Origin of the sequence: Streptomyces sp. NPDC032472 (assembly GCF_040636955.1) — a bacterium.
GTDB lineage: Bacteria > Actinomycetota > Actinomycetes > Streptomycetales > Streptomycetaceae > Streptomyces.
This window is the reverse complement of sequence record NZ_JBEZVK010000009.1, coordinates 1-18,142: the sequence shown is the minus strand read 5'-3', so window position 1 is coordinate 18,142 and position 18,142 is coordinate 1. Positions and strand designations below refer to the sequence as shown.

Genomic DNA, 18,142 nt, shown 5'->3' with positions numbered 1-18,142 from the left:
GGAAGGGTGGCCATGGGGCGGATCGTCGTCATCAGCACCGGCGGAACGATTGCCAGCCGCTGGCAGGGCACCGGCTTCGCGGCCGACGCCGACGGACGCGAGGTCATGGCCACCGCGCCGCTGCCCGAGGGCACGACCGTCGAGGTCGTCGACCTGTTCCGGGTGAACAGCCCCCGGCTGACCACCGCCCACCAGCTGACCCTGCTGCGCACCGTGCACGAGGTGCTCGCCGACCCCGGTGTCGACGGCATCGTCGTCACGCACGGCACCGACACACTGGAGGAGTCGGCCTTCCTGGTCGACCTGCACCACCACGACGAGCGCAGCGTCGTCTTCACCGGCGCGCAGCTGCCCATGGGCACCGCCGAGGGCGACGGACCGGGCAACCTGTACGACGCCCTGCTCACCGCGGCCACCACCCGCGGCCTCGGCGTCCTGGTCAGCTTCGCCGGGCGCGTGCACGCGGCCCGCGGCACGGTCAAGACCCAGGCCGTCGCCCTGGACGCCTTCGCCGACCCCTCCCGCGAACTCCTCGGCAAGGTCGGCTTCGGCAAGGTCACCCTGCTGCGCACGCCCCGGCGCCCGCAGCCGCTGCCGGTGCCGGCGATGCCGGAGGTGCCGCCGCGGGTCGACATGGTGATGCACCACGCCGACGGCGACGCGGTGCTGTTCGAGGCCGCGGTCGCGGCCGGGGCCCGCGGCATCGTCCTGATCGGCACCGGGGCGGGCAACGCCACCCCGGAGATCGTGGACGCGGTCCGCGCCGCGGTGGAGCGCGGCGTCCTGGTGGCCCTCACCACCCGGGTCGCGGCCGGCCCGGTCACCGAGATCTACACGCACGGCGGCGCGGTGGACCTGGTCGCGGCGGGCGCCGTCCCGACGGGCACCCTCCGCGCAGGCCAGGCCCGCATCGCGGTCCTGTCGGCCCTGCTGGCCACCGACGACACCGCGGAGCGCGTCCGCATCCTGCGGGAGTCCCTCACCCCGGCGGAACGGGAAGCCCTGGTCGAGGCGTAGCGGCCTGGGCCAAAGCCCGGCGGAGCCGGACCCGGGCACCCTAGGATCCCCGCAACGGACTCGACGTTGCGGGGGGATGCATGGAGCCCGGGATCATCGGCACCCGACTGGCGTCGGCGGCCATCGGACCCCTGGTCAAGAGGCTGTTCGTGGCCGAGGGCAGCGGGGCGGGCCTCGTCGACAAGCCGATCCGGATCTCCGGCTACGTCTCCTTCAAGGGCGAGAAGCGGTCCTTGACGGAATCCGACCTCCGCGCCCTGTCCGCCAAGCTGGTCCGCCAGGCGCTCCGCACGGGCGGCGAGCGGCCCATCGCCGCCGAGGAGCAGCAGGCGGTCGCCGACGCCCTCGCCACCACCCTGCACGCCCTCGGCGACCTGACGCTGACCGACCTGGAGGCCGTACGCCTCGGTGCCGCAGCCTTCGCCAGGGAGCTGCGCCGCGCGGGCGACCGCCCCGAGCGCCACCTGAGCGCCGACGCCACCCACTTCTACGAGCGCCTGCTCGACGCCGCGTGCCTGCACATCCTGCACTTCTTCACCCAGCGCTCGACGTTCGTCGCCCACGCACTGGTGCAGCAGACCCGTGGCATCGCCGAACTGACCGCCAAGGTCGACGAACTGATCCGCCGTGACCCCCTGCCGGGCACGGAGGACGCCGCCTTCGAGCAGCAGTACCTGCCGTACGTGGCCCAGCGGCACGGGAAGCTGACGATCTACGGGATCGACCTCGGCAACTCGCCGAAGCGGTGGCCGCTGGACGCGGCGTACCTGAGCCTCGAAGCGATGCCGTGGTGGGGGGTCCGGGCTTCGACGGCACCGTTGAGCGCGTACGATGCGCAGCTGTTGACCGCTCTCGAAAAGGCGGCAGCCGCCGAGCCGGTCAAGTCCGTGCGCATCGGCGATGCAGCCGAGTGGAACCGGCTGAAGCAACATTTCAGCGACCTTTTCGGGTCGCCCCAGCCCGCGGATCAGGCCCTGGCCGGCAGCCCCCGTGTCCTGCTGCGCGGCGAAGCGGGATCCGGCAAGAGCACCCTCGTGCAGTGGCTCGCCGTCTCCGCCGCCCGCCAGGACCTCACGCCGCAGATGGCGTACCTGGAGGACCGCATCCCCTTCGTCCTGCCGCTGCGCACCCTGACCCGCCACGGCGAACGGCTCCCCGCACCGCGGGACTTCCTGACCACCGCGGGCTGTGCGCTCGGCGGCGTCCAGCCGGAGGGCTGGGCCCACCGTGTCCTCGCCGCAGGGCGAGGGCTGGTCCTGGTCGACGGCATCGACGAGATCCCCGAGCGGGAACGGGAGCGGGCCCGCGGCTGGCTCAGAGACCTGATGGACACGTACGGCGGCGACAACCGCTGGCTCGTCACCTCCCGCCCCTCCGCCGTCGGAGCGGACTGGCTCACCGAGGACGGCTTCACCGAGCTGACCCTGTCCGCCATGGGGCCGGCGGACATCACCACGTTCATCAAGCGGTGGCACGGTGCAGCCCGCACGGGCACCTACGAGGACGCGGACCTCCCGACGTACGAGGCCCAGCTGCTCGCCGCCGTACGCACCAAGCCCGATCTCGGCCGGCTGGCCACCAACCCCCTGATGTGCGGGCTGATCTGCGCCCTTCACCGGGACCGCCGCGGCTACCTCCCGCACGGCCGCAAGGACCTCTACGAGGCAGCCCTCTCCATGCTGCTCAGCCGCCGCGACCGCGAGCGCGACATGCGCGGCCCGGACCTCCGGGAGGAACCGCAGCTCGACCTGCTCCAGCGCCTCGCGTACTGGCTCATCAGGAACGGCCGCACGGAGATGGACCGCTCCCAGGCGGAGGACATCATCGCCCGGGCCCTGCCCGCCGTCCCGGAAGCGGCGGCCCTCGGCGAAGCGCCCGTGGTCTTCGAGCACTTCCTCCAGCGCAGCGGTCTGCTGCGCGAGCCGGCGCCCGACACCGTGGACTTCATCCACCGCACCTTCCAGGACTTCCTCGGTGCCCGGGCGGCCGTGGAGGAGGGCGACTTCGGACTCCTCACGGACCAGGCCGGCAACGACCAGTGGGAGGACGTGATCCGGATGGCGGTCGCGCTCGCCCGCCCCGCCGAGCGCGTCCGGCTCTTCCGCGACCTGCTGACCCTGGGGGACCGGTCCACCGACCGGCGCACCCGGGCCCGCATCTACCTGCTGGCCGCGGCCTGCCTGGAACACGCCACCACCCTCGACCCCGAGGTGCGAGCAGCTGTGGAGGAGCGCACCGCCACCCTCATCCCGCCGCGCAGCGAGCAGGAGGCGCGCGCCCTGGCGGAGGTCGGCCCGCTGGTCCTGGGCCTTCTCCCCGGCCCTGAGGAGCTCACCGATACGGCCGCTTACCACGTGGTGATCGCGGCCTCACACGTCAAGTCGGAAGCCGCGGTCTCCTTCCTCGCGAGGTTCGTCGGGCATTCCCACCTGCCGGTCCGCTCCCAGCTCATGTGGGCCTGGTCCCGGTTCGACGGCGCGGATTACGCCGATGAGGTCATCGCACGGCTGGATCCGACCGATCTCCGTTACACCGTCGGGTCCGACGACCAGCTCCGCCATCTGGAGCGCCTCGGACTCCGCCCGGACCGCCTGGACATCAGGAGCGGCGTTTCGGGGCGGGCCCTGGAGGCGTTCCTCGGCAGGCGCAGTGTCAAGGAGATCGAGCTCACACGTGCCACGCTGTCCGATCTGAACTTCCTGGCGGGGCAGTCCGCCCTGCGGGCCCTGACCGTGAGCGATTGCACGGATCTGACGGATCTCTCGGCGATCAGCGGCCTGCGGATCCGGCGGTTGACCATCACACACCCCGGACCGGCCCTCGATCTGCGGCCGGTGTCAGGGCTGCCTGAGTTGAGGACCCTCGCCCTCCGGGGTCCAGCGGCCCTGCGCTGGTCCGCGGAGAACCTTCCGCCAGACCTGACCACGCTGATGGTCGCGGGCGAGACGGGTCCTGCGCAGGCGCTCAAGGGCCTCGGAACGCTGTCCGAGCTCAGTCTCCTGCTGCTCAACCCCGCGTCGAGCCCGGCCTCGGCTTCCGACTGGCAGGAGCTTCCGGCCCTGTCCCTCGTCCACCTCCGGGTGTCCGCTTCCTCGTTCGAGACCCTTCCGACAGAGGTGGTCCTGCCCGGTGTCAAGACGCTGGAAGTCTGGGAGGGGGGAGGAGAACCGGTGATCCAGGAGGCGGTGCGCCGCCTGCCCTCGGCGTTTCCCGCGGTGAAGAGCCTCGCCCTGAACGGGGACTTCAGCGCGGAAGAGTGCATCGACCTCGCACCGCTCGCCGGGCTGCCCGGCCTCCGGGAGCTCCACGTCGAGACCAGCCTCCCTCTCATCCGCGGTGTCGAGGCCCTCCCGCCGCAGGTGCGTCTGTACACCAGGCTGACCGACGACCCGCGGGGCCAATCCAGCCCGCGCGGCGTTTGAGCGCACCGGGCGCGAAGCGCCCGGGTCTTTCAGCCCCGCCGGCGTTTGAGGCGAACGGGGTCCAGGGCGCAGCCCGCCACGCGGCGGAGCCGCATATCCGGCACAGCGGGAAGGGGCGGGACTGGGGAACGGCTCCGCGCAGCGGCACACCGGCCGTCGCCCAGGCCCGGCGGAAGGCCCGGCCGGAGCGGCGCAAGCGCGCCCCCGGCCGGGATCCGCTACGCCCGGCCGAACGCGGCCAGTATCCGGTCCGCCGCCAGGGTCGGGGTCAGGGACCCCTCCCTGACCCGGGCCTCCAGGCCGGGGGCCAGGTCCCGTACCGCCGGATCCGCCCGCAGCCGCTCCAGCAGCTCGTCGCGGACCATCGACCAGGTCCACTCCACCTGCTGCGCAGCCCGCTTCGCGGCGAGCCGCCCACCCGCCTCCAGCAGCCGCCGGTGCTGCTCCAGCCGGTTCCACACCTCGTCCAGCCCGCTGGACTCCCGCGCGCTACACGTCAGGACCGGCGGCGTCCACGCGGCGTCCACCGGGTGCATCAGCCGCAGCGCGCCCGACAGTTCGCGGGCGGCGGCCTTGGCGTCGCGCTCGTGCGGGCCGTCGGCCTTGTTCACGGCCAGGACGTCGGCCAGTTCCAGGACGCCCTTCTTGATGCCCTGCAGCTGGTCGCCCGTACGGGCCAGGGACAGCAGCAGGAAGGAGTCCACCATCCCCGCCACCGTCGTCTCCGACTGCCCGACGCCGACCGTTTCGACGAGGACGACGTCGTAGCCCGCCGCCTCCATCACGATCATCGACTCGCGGGTGGCCTTGGCGACTCCGCCCAGCGTCCCCGCCGACGGCGAGGGCCGGACGAACGCGGCCGGGTCCACCGACAGCCGCTCCATCCGCGTCTTGTCGCCGAGGATGGAGCCGCCCGTACGGGTGGAGGACGGGTCCACGGCGAGGACCGCCACCCGGTGCCCCAGCCCGGTCAGCATGGTGCCGAACGCGTCGATGAACGTGGACTTCCCCACGCCGGGCACCCCGCTGATCCCGATGCGCCGGGCCCGCCCCGCGTGCGGGAGCAGCTCCGTCAGCAGGGTCTGCGCCAGCGACCGGTGCGCGGGCAGGGTGGACTCGACGAGCGTGATCGCGCGCGCGATGAACGCGCGCTTGCCGTCGAGCACCCCCTTCGCATAGGCCTCGATGTCGATCTTCGGCACCGGCCCCCGCCTACAGCTCGTGGCCCAGATCCGCGGCCAGCCGCGTCACCAGGTCGTGGGCCGCGTCCGGGATGACCGTGCCCGGCGGGAACACCGCCGCCGCGCCCATCTCCAGCAGCGTCGGCACGTCGGCCGGCGGGATCACCCCGCCCACCACGATCATGATGTCCTCGCGCCCCTCCTCCGCGAGCTGCTCGCGCAGCGCCGGGACGAGGGTCAGGTGGCCGGCCGCCAGCGACGACACGCCCACCACGTGGACGTCCGCCTCGACGGCCTGGCGGGCCACCTCCGCCGGGGTCTGGAACAGCGGGCCGACGTCGACGTCGAAGCCCAGGTCGGCGAAGGCCGTGGCGATCACCTTCTGGCCGCGGTCGTGGCCGTCCTGGCCCATCTTGGCGACGAGCACGCGCGGACGGCGGCCCTCCGCCTCCTCGAACCGGTCGACGAGCGCACGGGTGCGCTCCACGGACGGGGACTCGCCTGCTTCGGTGCGGTACACACCCGAGATCGTACGGATCTGGCTCGCGTGCCGCCCGTACACCTTCTCCAGTGCGTCCGAGATCTCACCGACGGTGGCCTTGGCCCGGGCCGCGTCCACCGCCAGGGCGAGCAGGTTGCCCTCCAGGTCCCGGCCCGCGCCCCGCTCGGCCGCGTTTGTCAGCGCCCGCAGCGCGTCCTGGCAGACCGCCTCGTCGCGCTCCTCGCGCAGCCGCCGCAGCTTGTCGATCTGCTGGGCGCGCACCGCCGAGTTGTCGACCTTGAGGACCTCGATCTGCTCGTCGCTGTCGACGCGGTACTTGTTCACGCCGATCACCGGCTGGCGCCCGGAGTCGATCCGCGCCTGCGTGCGGGCCGCGGCCTCCTCCACGCGCAGCTTCGGGATGCCGGCGTCGATGGCCTGCGCCATGCCGCCGGCCGCCTCGACCTCCTGGATGTGCTGCCAGGCCCGGCGCGCCAGGTCGTACGTCAGCTTCTCGACGTACGCGCTGCCGCCCCACGGGTCGATCGACCGGCAGGTCCCCGACTCCTGCTGCAGCAGCAGCTGGGTGTTGCGGGCGATGCGCGCCGAGAAGTCCGTCGGCAGCGCGAGGGCCTCGTCGAGGGCGTTGGTGTGCAGCGACTGGGTGTGGCCCTGGGTGGCGGCCATCGCCTCGATGCACGTGCGCGTGACGTTGTTGAAGACGTCCTGTGCGGTCAGCGACCAGCCCGAGGTCTGCGAATGCGTGCGCAGCGACAGCGACTTGCTGTTCTTCGGGTCGAACTGCTTGACCAGCTTCGCCCACAGCAGGCGCGCCGCGCGCAGCTTGGCGACCTCCATGAAGAAGTTCATGCCGATCGCCCAGAAGAAGGACAGGCGCGGCGCGAACGCGTCCACGTCCAGGCCCGCTTCCTGCCCGGCCCGCAGGTACTCCACGCCGTCGGCGAGGGTGTACGCCAGCTCCAGGTCGGCCGTGGCCCCGGCCTCCTGGATGTGGTAGCCGGAGATGGAGATGGAGTTGTACCGCGGCATCTTCTGCGAGGTGAAGGAGAAGATGTCCGAGATGATCCGCATCGAGGGCTTCGGCGGATAGATGTAGGTGTTGCGGACCATGAACTCCTTGAGGATGTCGTTCTGGATGGTCCCGGCGAGCTTGTCGGGGGAGACGCCCTGCTCCTCCGCCGCCACGATGTAGAGGGCGAGGACCGGCAGCACCGCGCCGTTCATCGTCATCGACACCGACATCCTGTCGAGGGGGATCCCGTCGAACAGCTGGCGCATGTCGTAGATCGAGTCGATCGCCACGCCCGCCATGCCGACGTCGCCGGTGACGCGCGGGTGGTCGCTGTCGTAGCCGCGGTGCGTCGGCAGGTCGAAGGCGACCGACAGGCCCTTCTGGCCGGCCGCGAGGTTGCGCCGGTAGAAGGCGTTGGACTCCTCGGCCGTGGAGAAGCCCGCGTACTGGCGGATCGTCCAGGGCTGGTTGACGTACATGGTCGGGTACGGGCCGCGCAGGTACGGGGCCACGCCCGGGTACGTCTGCAGGAAGTCCAGACCCTCCAGGTCCCGCCCGGTGTACAGCGGCTGCACGCCGATGCCCTCGGGCGTCTCCCACACCAGGTCCGCGGCGGCCGTGCCGGTGGACTCCTTGACGGCGCTGCGCCACTGGTCCTCGGAGGCGGCAGCCGCGGCGCCGCGCAGCGGGAGGGCGGAGAAATCGGGGATTCCGGGGTTTCCGGTGCCGCTCACTGCGCGACTCCCATCCGGTCGAGAACGTTGGACAGCACCGCGACCGCGTCGCAGCCGGCGAAGACGTACTCGTCGACGGCGCCGGCCGCCGTGCCGGGCCTGCCCGCGAGGAAGACGGTCGTCGCACCCGCCGAGCGCAGCGCCGCGGCGACCGCCTCGGCCTGCTCCTCGTACAGGGCGTCGCTGGAGCAGAGCACGGCCGTGCCGTCCGCGCCGCTCGCCGTGTACGCGGCGGCGGCCGTGGCGGCGTCCACGGACACCGGGTCGTGGACCGGCTGGATCCCGCCCGCCTGGAACAGGTTCGCGGCGAAGGTGGCGCGCGCGGTGTGCGCGGCGGCCGTGCCGAGGGCGGCGAGGAAGATCCGCGGCCGGGCCCCGGTGGCCTCCAGGTGCCGGTCGCTGCGGGCACGCAGCGCCTCGTACGCCTCGTCGCGCCGTACGCGCGGCAGCCCGCCGGAGGGCGCGGCCGGGGCGGCCTCGCGCTCGGGCAGCTGCTCGGCCAGCAGCGGGAACTCGCTCACGCCGGTGATGGGTTCGCGGCGCTTGGCCAGCTTCGCGGAGCGCTCGGCCCAGGTGGCGGCGAGCCGCTCGGCGACCAGGCCCGAGCGCAGGGCGGCGGGCAGGCCGCCGGCCCGTTCGACGGTCTGGAAGAACTCCCAGGCGGCGTCGGCCAGTTCGGAGGTGAGCCGCTCCACGTAGTAGGAGCCGCCGGCCGGGTCGATGACGCGGGCCAGATGCGACTCCTCCAGGAGGACGGAGGAGGTGTTGCGGGCGATGCGGCGCGAGAACGCGTCCGGCAGGCCCAGCTCGTGGTCGAAGGGCAGCACGGTGACCGCGTCCGCCCCGCCCACGCCCGCCGCCATGCAGGCGACGGTGGTGCGCAGCATGTTCACCCACGGGTCGCGGCGGGTCATCATCACCGGCGAGGTGACGGCGTGCTGGCGCTGGGCGCCCGCGGCGGGCGCCCCGCAGGCCTCGGCGACGCGGGCCCACAGCAGCCGGGCGGCGCGCAGCTTGGCGATGGTCAGGAACTGGTCGGCGGTCGCCGCGTAGCGGAACTCCAGCTGGCCGAGGGCGGCTTCGATGCCGAGCCCGGCATCGGTCAGCGCACGCAGGTAGGCGACGCCGGTGGCCAGCGACAGGCCGAGCTCCTGGGCCGCCGAGCCGCCCGCCTCGTGGTACGGCAGGGCGTCCACGGACAGGGCGCGCACGCCCGGCCAGTGGGCGGCCGCCTCCCGGGCCAGGGCGACGGCGGCTTCGAGGCCGCTGTCGGGGTCGGGATCGGAGTCGGTGCCGGTGTCGGCGGGCCGGCCCGTGCGGGCCTCGTGGCCCAGCGGGTCGGCGCCCAGGACGGCGCGGGCGTCCTCGGGGGCCACGCCGCGCTCGGCGTACAGGGCCAGCAAGGCGCGTCCGGCGGCCGCGAATTCGGCTCCGGCGTCGAGGGCCAGGGGCGCGAGGTCGAGGTAGACCCCGTCCAGGGCCTTCGACAAGGCCTCCACGGGCAGCCCGCCCTGGCCCAGGCTCAGCCACAGGGAGGTGACGCCGTTCTCCAGGTCGGCGAGGACGGCCTCGTTCACCCGCGCGGGGTCGGTGCCGAGGTGCCGCTGGCGCACGTCCCAGCCGGAGGCGGAGCCGCCGGCGGGCGTGCCGCCCCGTACGAACGGGGCGAACCCGGGAAATCCGGTGTCGGCGGGCGTTTCGGGCGTGGTGTACAGCGGGCGGGTGATGAGCCCGTCCTCGAGCTTCGTGGACAACGCGTCTTCCGCGGCCTCGCCGGATGCGTCCTTGCCGGACTTGCGCAGTACGCCCTCTACCAGGCGCTGCCACTGCTCATGCGTCGCGTCAGGGAACTCGGCGGCCAGGGAGAGCCCGTCATCAGGCAGGACCGTCATGGCTCGAATGCTAGGGGGGTCACCTTGTGAACGACCATAAGCACCGCATGTGATCTCCCCCTCTCATGTGAGACGGGAGGGGGCACGGACGAGCGGGGCCAGGGGCGCGTCGAACAGCCGATCGAGGAGAACGGCCGCCGCCGCCCCCGGAAGTACGGCCGTGCATCCTTGGCCCGGAGGCCCGCGCCGGAGTCCGCTGCGTTGTCAGTGGCGGCCGGTAGGGTGTTCGCATCGGCTGTGACCTGGGGAAACGTGAGGGGATGGGCTGCGTTGATCCGTGCGTACAAGTTCCTCATGCGGCCCACCGTGGGCCAGACGATCGCGCTGGGCGAGATGCTGGGCGATCACTGCTCGCTCTACAACGGGGCCTTGCAGGAACGACGCGACGCCTACCGGCACGCCTCCAAGACGAGCATCAAGTACGGGCAGCAGTCCGCGCAGCTCAAGGAGATCCGGGCATTCGACCCGGAGCGGCAGGGCCGCTGGTCGTTCTCCTCCCAGCAGGCCACCTTGCGCCGCCTGGACAAGGCGTTCGCCGCGTTCTTCCGCAGGATCAAGTCCGGCGACACGCCCGGATACCCGCGCTTCAGGGGCGTGAACTGGTTCGACACGGTCGACTTCCCCAAAGACGGCGACGGCTGCCGCTGGGACTCCACCCCCCACGACCCGGTCACCCGGGTCCGCTTCCAGGGCGTGGGCCACGTCAAGGTCAACCAGCACCGGCCGGTCGTCGGCAAGGTCAAGACCGTGTCGGTCAAACGCGAGGACAAGCGCTGGTACGTGGTGCTGACCGCTGAGCAGGACCGGACCGAGCCGCTGCCCGCGACCGGGTCCGTGGTCGGCATCGACCTGGGCATCTCCAACTTCCTCACCACCTCCAACGGTGAGCACGTGCCCAACCCGCGCCACGCCCGCACGGCCGCCGGAAAGCTCGAAGCCGCACAGCGGGCGCTGTCGAAGTTCCCCCGCGTCCGCCGCGACCGCCGCACCAAGAACCACCAGCGGGCCGTGCAGCGCGTCGCCGGCCTGCGCCGCAAGGTCCGACGCCAGCGTCTCGACCACGCCCACAAGACCGCCCTTGACCTCGTACGCGAACACGATGTCATCGCGCACAAGACCTCAAGATCCGCAACATGGTCAAGGCCCCCGCGCCGAAACCCGACCCCGACCAGCCGGGCAGCTTCCTCCCCAACGGGGCCAGCGCGAAGGCCGGGCTCAACCGCTCGATCTCGGATGCCGGATGGGGGGTGTTCCTCGCGATCCTGCACGCCAAGGCTGAAAGCGCCGGACGGGAAGTGATCGCCGTGGACCCCCGCAACACCTCCCGGACCTGCCCCGCATGCGGGCACGTCTCAGCGGAGAACCGGCCCACCCAGGAAAAGTTCCACTGCGTCTCGTGCGGCCACCAGGCACACGCGGACACCGTGGGCGCCCTGAACGTCCTACGGGCCGGGCTGGTCCGTCGCGACGCCGCACCGGCATAGCGAGAAGCCCCCACGTTTACGCGGGGGAGGAGTCACGTAGCCCTCGTGGAGGAAACGGCGGAAACGGCTGCCCGGGCGGTGCGTAGCGGGCTCGTTGCGAGGGCATGAAATCCGGCCACGGTTTCAAGCCGTTCCGGGTGGCGGTGCGGTTGCCCGGACGGCCAGGAAAAGAGCAGGTCGCAGCGGGTGCCGGGGGTGCGCGAGGGGGGTCGGGCGGAGGCCGGCCGGCCGGGTCGAGCAGGGCTTGACCGGGGCCGGGGGCGCTGACAGGCTCCGTGCCATGTCCGCGAACGAGCTTTCCGCCTCGCGGCTCCACACCCCCGGCTGCTCCTGTACCGCGCCGGGTACGTGTCCGGGCCGCTGTCCGGCCCCGCGCCGCGCCTGAGTCCGTACCGCCCCTCCTGCGCGTCCGGCCCTCGGCCGCTCGGCAGACCGGCCGCTTCGTGGACTGGCCGCTCCGCAACCGGCCGCTCTGCAGACCGGCTGCTCGGCAAACCGTCCGGCCGCTCGGCGGGCCAGCCGACCGCCCGGCCCGCCTCTCGACCTCTCGGCACCGCTCGACCTCCCGGCACCCCCGATCCCGCGCGGCCGATCCTCAAGCTCACGGCCTCTTCCGCCCGTCCGCCCACGCTCGTCCCCCGCACCTGCGGGCTCGCACTACCGGGCGTGCCCCTCCTGCGTCCCCGTCCGCCCGTTCAGCCTCGCCGGCGTTTGAGGCGCGGGGTCCGGGGCGGAGCCCCTGGGGGCACCTCCCAGCGGTAGCCGGGGGAGGAACGGGGAAAGGCGGGGCGGGGAGAGGCCCCGCGCAGCGGCAGTCGGCCCGGCTTCCCCGCACCTCCATTTCTTCCGCTGCGGAAATAAACCGCTCATGTCCTGACAGGGAGTCCACCATGACCACCGCCACCGCCACCGCCACCGCCACCGCCACCGCCACCGACGAGACCGAGACAGAGACTGAGCCCACCATCACCGTGAGGAAAATCGGCGGCCGCATCGGCGCCGAAATCTCCGGCGTGCGCCTCGGCGGCGACCTCCCCGCCGGAACCGTCGCCGAGATCCGCGCCGCGCTCCTCACCCACAAGGTCGTCTTCTTCCGCGGCCAGACGCACCTCGACGAGGCCGCCCACGAGGCCTTCGCCGAACTCCTCGGCACGCCCGTCGCCCACCCCACCGTGCCCTCCGCCGACGGGCGCTACGCCCTCGGCATCGACTCCCACCACGGCGCCCGCGCCAACCAGTGGCACACGGACGTCACCTTCGTGCCCGCCTACCCCGCCTTCTCGATCCTCAGGGCCGTCACCATCCCCCCGTACGGCGGGAACACGCTCTGGGCCAACACCGCCACCGCCTACGCCGATCTGCCCGAACCGCTGCGGGCGCTCGCCGACGGCCTGCGCGCCCTGCACTCCAACGAGTACGACTACGCCGCGCTCAAGCCGGACGCCCTGCCCGAGGCGCTCGCCCAGTTCCGCGAGGTGTTCACCTCGACCGCCTTCCTCACCGAGCACCCCGTGGTCCGCGTCCACCCCGAGACAGGCGAACGCACCCTCCTGCTCGGCAACTTCGTCCAGCGCATCGCCGGCCTGACCGGCCGCGACTCCCGGCTCCTGGTCGACCTGTTCCAGGCGCACATCGAGAGCCCCGAGAACACCGTCCGCTGGCAGTGGCAGCCGGGCGACGTCGCGATCTGGGACAACCGCGCCACCCAGCACTACGGCGTCGACGACTCCGACGACCACGAGCGCACCCTGCGCCGGGTCACCGTCGACGGCGACGTCCCGGTCGGCCCGGACGGGGTTGCCTCGCGGCTGCTGAGCCCGCAGAGCGTCCCCGCCCCGTCCTTCGGCATCCCGTCGGGCGCGTCCACGGCCACCGTCTGATCAAGGAGCCTCCCGTGCCCACCCTGCTCGCCATAACCGGCAGTCCCTCCCCGCACTCCCGTACCGCCGTCGTCGCCGACCACGTGCTGCGCCGGCTCTCCCACGCCGGCTTCGACACCGCCCACCTCGCCGTCCGCGAGCTGCCCGCCGCCGATCTGCTCGCCGCCCGGCGCGGCGTGCCCGAGCTGCGGCGGGCCCTGGAGGCGGTGGCCGGGGCGGACGGGGTCGTCGTCGCGACCCCGGTCTACAAGGCCTCGTACACCGGTCTGCTCAAGGCCTTCCTCGACGTGCTGCCGCAGGACGGGCTGGCCGGGAAAACGGTCCTGCCCCTCGCCACCGGCGGGAGCCTCGCCCACGTCCTGACCCTCGACTACGCCCTGCGCCCCGTCCTCGCCGCCCTCGGCGCCCGGCACGTCGCCGCCGGGCGGTTCGTCCTGGACTCCTCCGTCGAGCGCGGCTCCGGCCCCGACCGGCTCAGGCCCGAGGCGGAGCTCGACCTCTTCCACGCCGTCGACGAGTTCGCCGACGCCGTCCGCGCCGCCGCCCCTGCCGCCGCCCGGGCCCTCGCCCCGTAACGAACGAACGACAAGGAACAGCAGCCATGTCCGCAGTCCTCGCGCCCACGACCCGACGCCAGTTCCTGACCCTTCTCGGCATCTCGGCGGCCGCGGTGAGCTGCGGCACGGCCACCGCGGGCGGCGGCTCCGGCCCCTCCGGCAGCCAGGTCACCACGCTCAAGTACCAGGGCAACGTCGGGGCGGTCACCCTCCCCGAACTGGCCGCCGACCTCGGGTACCTCGGCGACCTGAAGCTGGAGTGGGTCGGCAACACCATCAGCGGGCCCCAGGACATCCAGTCCGCCGCCACCGGCCAGATCCACTTCGGCGGCGCCTTCAACGGCGCCATCGTCAAACTCGCCGCGAGCAAGGCCCCCATCAAGGCCGTCGTCTCCTACTACGGCGTCGACGAGCACGCGTACAGCGGCTACTACGTCCTGGAGGACAGCCCGATCCGCTCCGCCCGCGACCTGCTCGGCAAGAAGGTCGGCATGAACACCCTGGGCGCGCACTCCCAGGCCCTCCTGGACATCTACCTCAGTCGGGGCGGCATCTCCAAGGCCGACGCCGCCAAGGTCGAGGCCCTCGTCGTGCCGCCTGTCAACACCGAGCAGGTGCTGCGCCAGAAGCAGATCGACGTGGGCGTGCTGGGCGGCGTCCTGCGCGACAAGGCGCTCGCCGCGGGCGGGATACGCCCCCTGTTCAGCGACTACGACCTGCTCGGCCGGTTCAGCGCCGGCTCGTACGTCATGACCCAGAGGTTCATCAAGGAGAACCCGGACACCGTCCGCACCTTCACCACCGGCGTCGCCAAGGCCATCGAATGGTCGCGCAGCACCCCGCGCGAGGAGGTCATCGCCCGCATGACCGAGATCGTCAAGAAGCGCGGGCGCAACGAGGACACCGCGACCCTGCAGTACTGGCGCTCGTACGGGGTCGGCGAGACGGGCGGCCGCATCCAGGACAAGGAGTTCCGGCTCTGGCTGGACTGGCTCGCCGACCGCGGCGAGCTCAAGCAGGGCGGCCTGAAGCCGGCCGACCTCTACACGAACGAGTTCAACGGCTACGGGAAGGGCTGAAGCGGCATGGCGAAGATCGAGTTCCGGTCGGTGACGAAGACCTTCCCGGCCAAGGACAGGAAGCGGGAGGAGTTCACCGCGCTCGACGGGATCGACCTGGAGATCGAGGCGGGGGAGTTCCTCGTGGTCGTGGGCCCCAGCGGCTGCGGCAAGTCCACCCTGCTCGACCTGCTGGCCGGGCTGACCCGGCCGACGTCCGGCCGGATCCTGCTCGACGGCGCGCCCGTCACCGGGCCGGGGCCGGACCGCGGGATCGTCTTCCAGCAGTACGCGCTGCTGCCGTGGCGGACGGCGCTCGGCAACGTGGAGTTCGGACTGGAGGCCACCGGGGTCCCGCGCAGGCAGCGCGCGGAGCGGGCCAGGGAGTTCCTGGACCTGGTGGGCCTCGCCGGCTTCGAGGACCGGCACCCGCACGAGCTCTCGGGCGGCATGCGCCAGCGGGTCGCCATCGCGCGCTCGCTGGCGTACGACCCGGACGTCCTGCTGATGGACGAGCCGTTCGCGGCCCTCGACGCGCAGACCCGGGAGTCCCTCCAGGACGAGCTGCGCCGGATCTGGCAGCGCACCGGCAAGACCGTCGTCTTCATCACGCACGGCATCGAGGAGGCCGTGTACCTCGGCGGGCGCGTGGCCGTCATGACCTCCCGTCCCGGCCGCATCAAGGAGGTCGTCCCGGTCTCCCTCGGCAGCCGCGGGGGCGGGTCCGGGGGCGGGGCCGCGGCGCAGGGGGAGGAGCTGCGCTCCAGCCCGGAGTTCGCGCGCCAGCGGCACGAGATCTGGACCCTGCTGCACGACGAAGTGGCGCGCGCCCGCCAACTGGAGAAGGAGGAGGCCGTCGCATGAGCACCACCACCCACACCGACAACACTGCCGTGGCCGTTCCGGCGGATGTCCCGGCAGCCGGGGCCGGGGCCGGGGCGCCCTCGCCCGCGCAGCGCACGCAGCCGCCGCCGGCGGACCGGGCGGCGGCGGACGTCCCGGGCGCCCTCGAGGCGAGCAGCCCCCACAGAGCGGGCCCGGGTCCCCTCCGGGCGGTCGCCCGGTGGGCGCGGGCCGTGCTCTGGCGGTCCGTGGCCGTCCTGGCGCTGCTCGCGCTCTGGGAGACCGCGCCCCGGATCGGGCTCGCCGACCCCACCTTCCTCCCGCCGGTCAGCGAGGTCGCCGCCGCCTGGTGGGAGCTGCTGGCCGACGGCCAACTCGGCGAGCACGCCCGGGCCAGCCTCGTCCGCTCCTTCGGCGGATTCGGCATCGCCGTCGCCGTCGCCGTCCCCCTCGGCCTGCTCATCGGCTGGTACCGCCCCGTCGCAGCCCTGCTCGGCCCGCTGCTGGAGGTGTTCCGCAACACCGCGGCCCTCGCCCTGCTGCCGGTCTTCGTGCTGCTGCTCGGCATCGGCGAGACCTCCAAGGTGTCGATCGTCGTCTACGCATGCGTCTGGCCGATCCTGCTGAACACCATCAGCGCCGTCGGCAACGTCGACCCGACCCTGGTCAAACTGGCGCGCTCCGTGGACCTGTCCACGCCGCGGCTGTTCCAGAAGGTGATCCTGCCGGCCTCCGTCCCGGCCGTCTTCACCGGCATCCGGCTGGCCGGAGCCGTCTCGATCCTGGTCCTCGTCGCCGCAGAGATGATCGGCGCGAAGGCCGGCCTCGGCTACCTGATCAACGCCTCGCAGTTCAATTTCGCGATCCCCCAGATGTACGCGGGCATCATCACCATCTCCGCGATCGGTGTGGCGTTCAACCAGCTCCTGGTCACGATCGAACGCCGCCTCAGCCTCTGGCGCATCCCCACCACCTGACGCCGCCTGCGCACCAGGCGGCCCTTGCCGCCGATCCCCGAGGAGACGAACCACCATGACCACGACCACGACCACAGCCCGGACGCTCCACCTCAACGCCTTCCTGATGAACGCCGGCCACCACGACGCCGCCTGGCGCCACCCGGACAGCAGCCCCGAACGGGTCACCGACCTGGGCTACTTCCAGGAGCTGGCCCGTACCGCCGAGCGCGGCCGGCTCGACTCGATCTTCTTCGCCGACGGCCTCGCCCTGTGGGGCAAGGCCCGCTACAACGCCCTCGGCGGCTTCGAGCCGCTCACCCTGCTGTCCGCGATCGCCGCCGTCACCGAGCACATCGGGCTGATAGCGACGGTCTCCACCACCTTCAACGAGCCCTTCCACCTGGCCCGCAAGTTCGCCTCGCTCGACCACATCAGCAACGGCCGTGCCGGCTGGAACATCGTCACCTCCGGCAGCGTCGACGAGGCCCGCAACTTCGGCCGGGAGGAACACCTCGAACACGGCCTCCGCTACGAGCGCGCCCGCGAGTTCCTCGACGTGGCCACCAAGCTGTGGGACAGCTGGGAGGACGACGCGATCGTCCTCGACAAGGAGCGCGGCGTCTACGCCGACACCGACAAGCTCCACCCGGCCGCCCACCGCGGCGAGCACTTCGCCGTCGCCGGGCCGCTCAACGTGCCGCGCTCCCCGCAGGGGTACCCGCTGCTGGTCCAGGCCGGCTCCTCCGAGGACGGCAAGGAGTTCGCCGCCCAGTACGCGGAGGCCGTCTTCACCGCCCAGCAGACCCTCGCCGACGCGCAGACCTTCTACAAGGACCTCAAGTCCCGCCTGTCCCGGTACGGCCGCAGCGAGGCCGACCTGCTCGTCCTGCCGGGCATCGCCCCCGTCATCGGCTCCACCGAGGCCGAGGCCAAGGCCCTGGAGCGGCAGCTCACCGAGCTCCAGGTGCCCGAGTACGGGCTCGCCCAGTTGTCCGGGATGCTCGGCGTCGACCTGACCGGGCTCCCGCTCGACGGGCCGCTGCCGGACCTCCCGGAGGAGCGGGACATCAACGGCAACAAGAGCCGCTTCACGCTCGTCGCGGAGCTGGCGCGCCGCGACGGCCTGAGCCTGCGCGAGCTGATCGCCCGCCTCGGCGCGGGCCGCGGCCACCGGGTGTACGCCGGCACGCCCGAGCAGGTCGCCGATCAGCTCGAGGAGTGGTTCACGCAGGGCGCCGCCGACGGCTTCAACGTCATGGCGCCTGTCCTGCCGACGGGGCTCACGGACTTCGTGGACCACGTGGTGCCGATCCTCCAGCGTCGGGGCCTGTTCCGCACGGAGTACACGGGCGCCACCCTGCGCGAAAACTACGGCCTCCCCCGCCCGGCCAACCGCCACACCACGGCCCGACCCTGACGCCTCCGGCCTCCGCCCCAGGGATCCCGACTCCGCCGGCCACCGGGCTCTGCCCGGCCCCGTGCCTCAATCGCCGGCGAGGCTGGATTGGCCGGCCCCCCGCTTCGAACGCCGCCTGAGGTTGTGCTCGCCTCGCCTCGAACGCCGCCTGCAGGATCGGCCCACCCCCCGCTTCAAAGCCGGG

At 72.7% G+C, this 18,142-nt stretch carries 11 protein-coding genes and 1 pseudogene; 9 read left to right on the top strand and 3 right to left on the bottom strand.

All coding sequences use genetic code 11. The features are described from left to right. Positions 1–12: 12 nt before the first annotated feature. Positions 13–1,017, top strand: coding sequence for an asparaginase (locus AB0F11_RS07870; RefSeq protein ID WP_362169535.1), 1,005 nt, complete (start codon positions 13–15; stop codon positions 1,015–1,017). Between the two features lie 80 nt (positions 1,018–1,097). Beyond that, positions 1,098–4,439, top strand: a complete 3,342-nt coding sequence (locus AB0F11_RS07865; protein ID WP_362169533.1) for an NACHT domain-containing protein — start codon at positions 1,098–1,100, stop codon at positions 4,437–4,439. A gap of 218 nt (positions 4,440–4,657) precedes the next feature. Here the strand turns inward: AB0F11_RS07865 and meaB are convergent, their stop codons facing one another. From meaB to AB0F11_RS07850, 3 genes are read right to left on the bottom strand one after another with little or no spacing between them, the layout of a single operon-like run. Continuing rightward, complete coding sequence (gene meaB, locus AB0F11_RS07860) at positions 4,658–5,641, bottom strand: methylmalonyl Co-A mutase-associated GTPase MeaB (protein WP_362169531.1); 984 nt, start codon at positions 5,639–5,641, stop codon at positions 4,658–4,660. Positions 5,642–5,651: 10 nt separating this feature from the next. Continuing rightward, positions 5,652–7,844, bottom strand: coding sequence for a methylmalonyl-CoA mutase (gene scpA / locus AB0F11_RS07855; protein ID WP_362169725.1), 2,193 nt, complete (start codon positions 7,842–7,844; stop codon positions 5,652–5,654). A gap of 20 nt (positions 7,845–7,864) precedes the next feature. Beyond that, positions 7,865–9,760 carry a methylmalonyl-CoA mutase subunit beta gene (locus AB0F11_RS07850; protein ID WP_362169529.1) on the bottom strand — a complete coding sequence of 632 codons (1,896 nt, stop codon included), beginning with the start codon at positions 9,758–9,760 and terminating at the stop codon, positions 7,865–7,867. 270 nt (positions 9,761–10,030) lie between these two features. On the opposite strand from AB0F11_RS07850, the pseudogene AB0F11_RS07845 reads away from it, so the two are divergent. The 7 genes and pseudogenes from AB0F11_RS07845 (at position 10,031) to AB0F11_RS07815 (ending at position 17,958) form a co-directional block, all read left to right on the top strand. After that, positions 10,031–11,244: pseudogene (locus tag AB0F11_RS07845) on the top strand (transposase). 890 nt (positions 11,245–12,134) lie between these two features. Then, positions 12,135–13,124 (top strand): TauD/TfdA family dioxygenase, encoded by a 990-nt coding sequence (locus AB0F11_RS07840; RefSeq protein ID WP_362169528.1) that lies wholly within the window; start codon positions 12,135–12,137, stop codon positions 13,122–13,124. Positions 13,125–13,138: 14 nt separating this feature from the next. Beyond that, positions 13,139–13,699 (top strand): NADPH-dependent FMN reductase, encoded by a 561-nt coding sequence (gene ssuE, locus AB0F11_RS07835; protein WP_362169526.1) that lies wholly within the window; start codon positions 13,139–13,141, stop codon positions 13,697–13,699. A gap of 26 nt (positions 13,700–13,725) precedes the next feature. Continuing rightward, complete coding sequence (locus AB0F11_RS07830; protein WP_362169524.1) at positions 13,726–14,760, top strand: ABC transporter substrate-binding protein; 1,035 nt, start codon at positions 13,726–13,728, stop codon at positions 14,758–14,760. A 6-nt stretch (positions 14,761–14,766) separates the two neighbouring features. Further along, complete coding sequence (locus AB0F11_RS07825) at positions 14,767–15,603, top strand: ABC transporter ATP-binding protein (protein ID WP_362169522.1); 837 nt, start codon at positions 14,767–14,769, stop codon at positions 15,601–15,603. Then, positions 15,600–16,559 (top strand): ABC transporter permease, encoded by a 960-nt coding sequence (locus AB0F11_RS07820; protein WP_362169520.1) that lies wholly within the window; start codon positions 15,600–15,602, stop codon positions 16,557–16,559. Before AB0F11_RS07825 ends, AB0F11_RS07820 begins: the two co-directional genes overlap by 4 nt. Before the next feature lie 55 nt (positions 16,560–16,614). Continuing rightward, positions 16,615–17,958, top strand: coding sequence for an LLM class flavin-dependent oxidoreductase (locus tag AB0F11_RS07815; RefSeq protein ID WP_362169518.1), 1,344 nt, complete (start codon positions 16,615–16,617; stop codon positions 17,956–17,958). Positions 17,959–18,142: the final 184 nt, after the last annotated feature.